The organism is Vibrio sp. 2-2(8) (genome assembly GCF_963888495.1).
GTDB lineage: Bacteria > Pseudomonadota > Gammaproteobacteria > Enterobacterales > Vibrionaceae > Vibrio > Vibrio anguillarum.
Genome location: NZ_CAWPJM010000040.1, coordinates 1 through 800, shown reverse-complemented (window position 1 = coordinate 800; position 800 = coordinate 1). Strand labels below are relative to the sequence as shown.

Below are 800 nucleotides of genomic sequence, written 5' to 3'. Positions count from 1 at the left end.
ACCTTTCGTTCTCAGTGAGGTGCGTGTATTTCATGTTTTTTACTTCTTGGCGGGAGCAAAGTTCATGATTATCGCATCTCACTGTTTTTATGTTCAGAGGCGTCGCACTTCGTACTTGAATCCAAGGCAACTAACAAAGCATTCAAGAGGGATTCACAACGCTTGGCAGTTTTGGTTTGAATCAGCTTTAGTGTTTACGGCACAATGGTTTAGTTTGGGTGGAATGCGTTGTTCACCCCTTAACGCGGCGTTAGGTGTCTTTAGTAACGCAGCCATCAATTGAACTTATTTTTCAAAATGGCCGTAAAATAATGAATTCATAATATTACGGAGTTAAAAATGAATCAGATTAATCCGGCAAAATTGCGTAATAGCAAATGGACAGCTGTAAAACCGATGAACCGAGAGAAACACTTTTTGGTGTCAGAAGTTGACTATGAAGAAGACGGTTCAGTCACTTTGTGTAAGTTAGAATCTGTTCTTTCCAAAAATGAATATTCCATTGATTGGCTTGAGTTAAAAGATGAAGAAAAATGGTCTCAAGGCTGGACATAATCGGCATTTGGGTAATACACCTAACAAACGGCTCAAGAGGGATTGCCAACGCGTGGCGGCTTTAGTGCAAAATTGAAGTTCAGGGTTTACGGTGTGTTTTTTGAGTTCGGCTATGCGGTGTCAACCCCTTAGCCGGGCGTTATGCTCTAGTCACAATCAAACTATTTTGGAATTTATCACAATGAAAAAATTAACAATTCTAGCTCTTTCATCACTGGCTTTCTTCTCATCTAACACTTTTGCTA

Annotated in this window: 1 protein-coding gene; it reads left to right on the top strand. The window is 39.9% G+C overall.

Annotation, left to right across the window (positions count from 1 at the left end):
- Positions 1-339: 339 nt before the first annotated feature.
- On the top strand, positions 340-555 hold the full coding sequence (locus tag AACV12_RS11225) for a TIGR02450 family Trp-rich protein (RefSeq protein ID WP_108243975.1): 216 nt from the start codon (positions 340-342) through the stop codon (positions 553-555).
- The last annotated feature ends 245 nt before the right edge of the window (positions 556-800 follow it).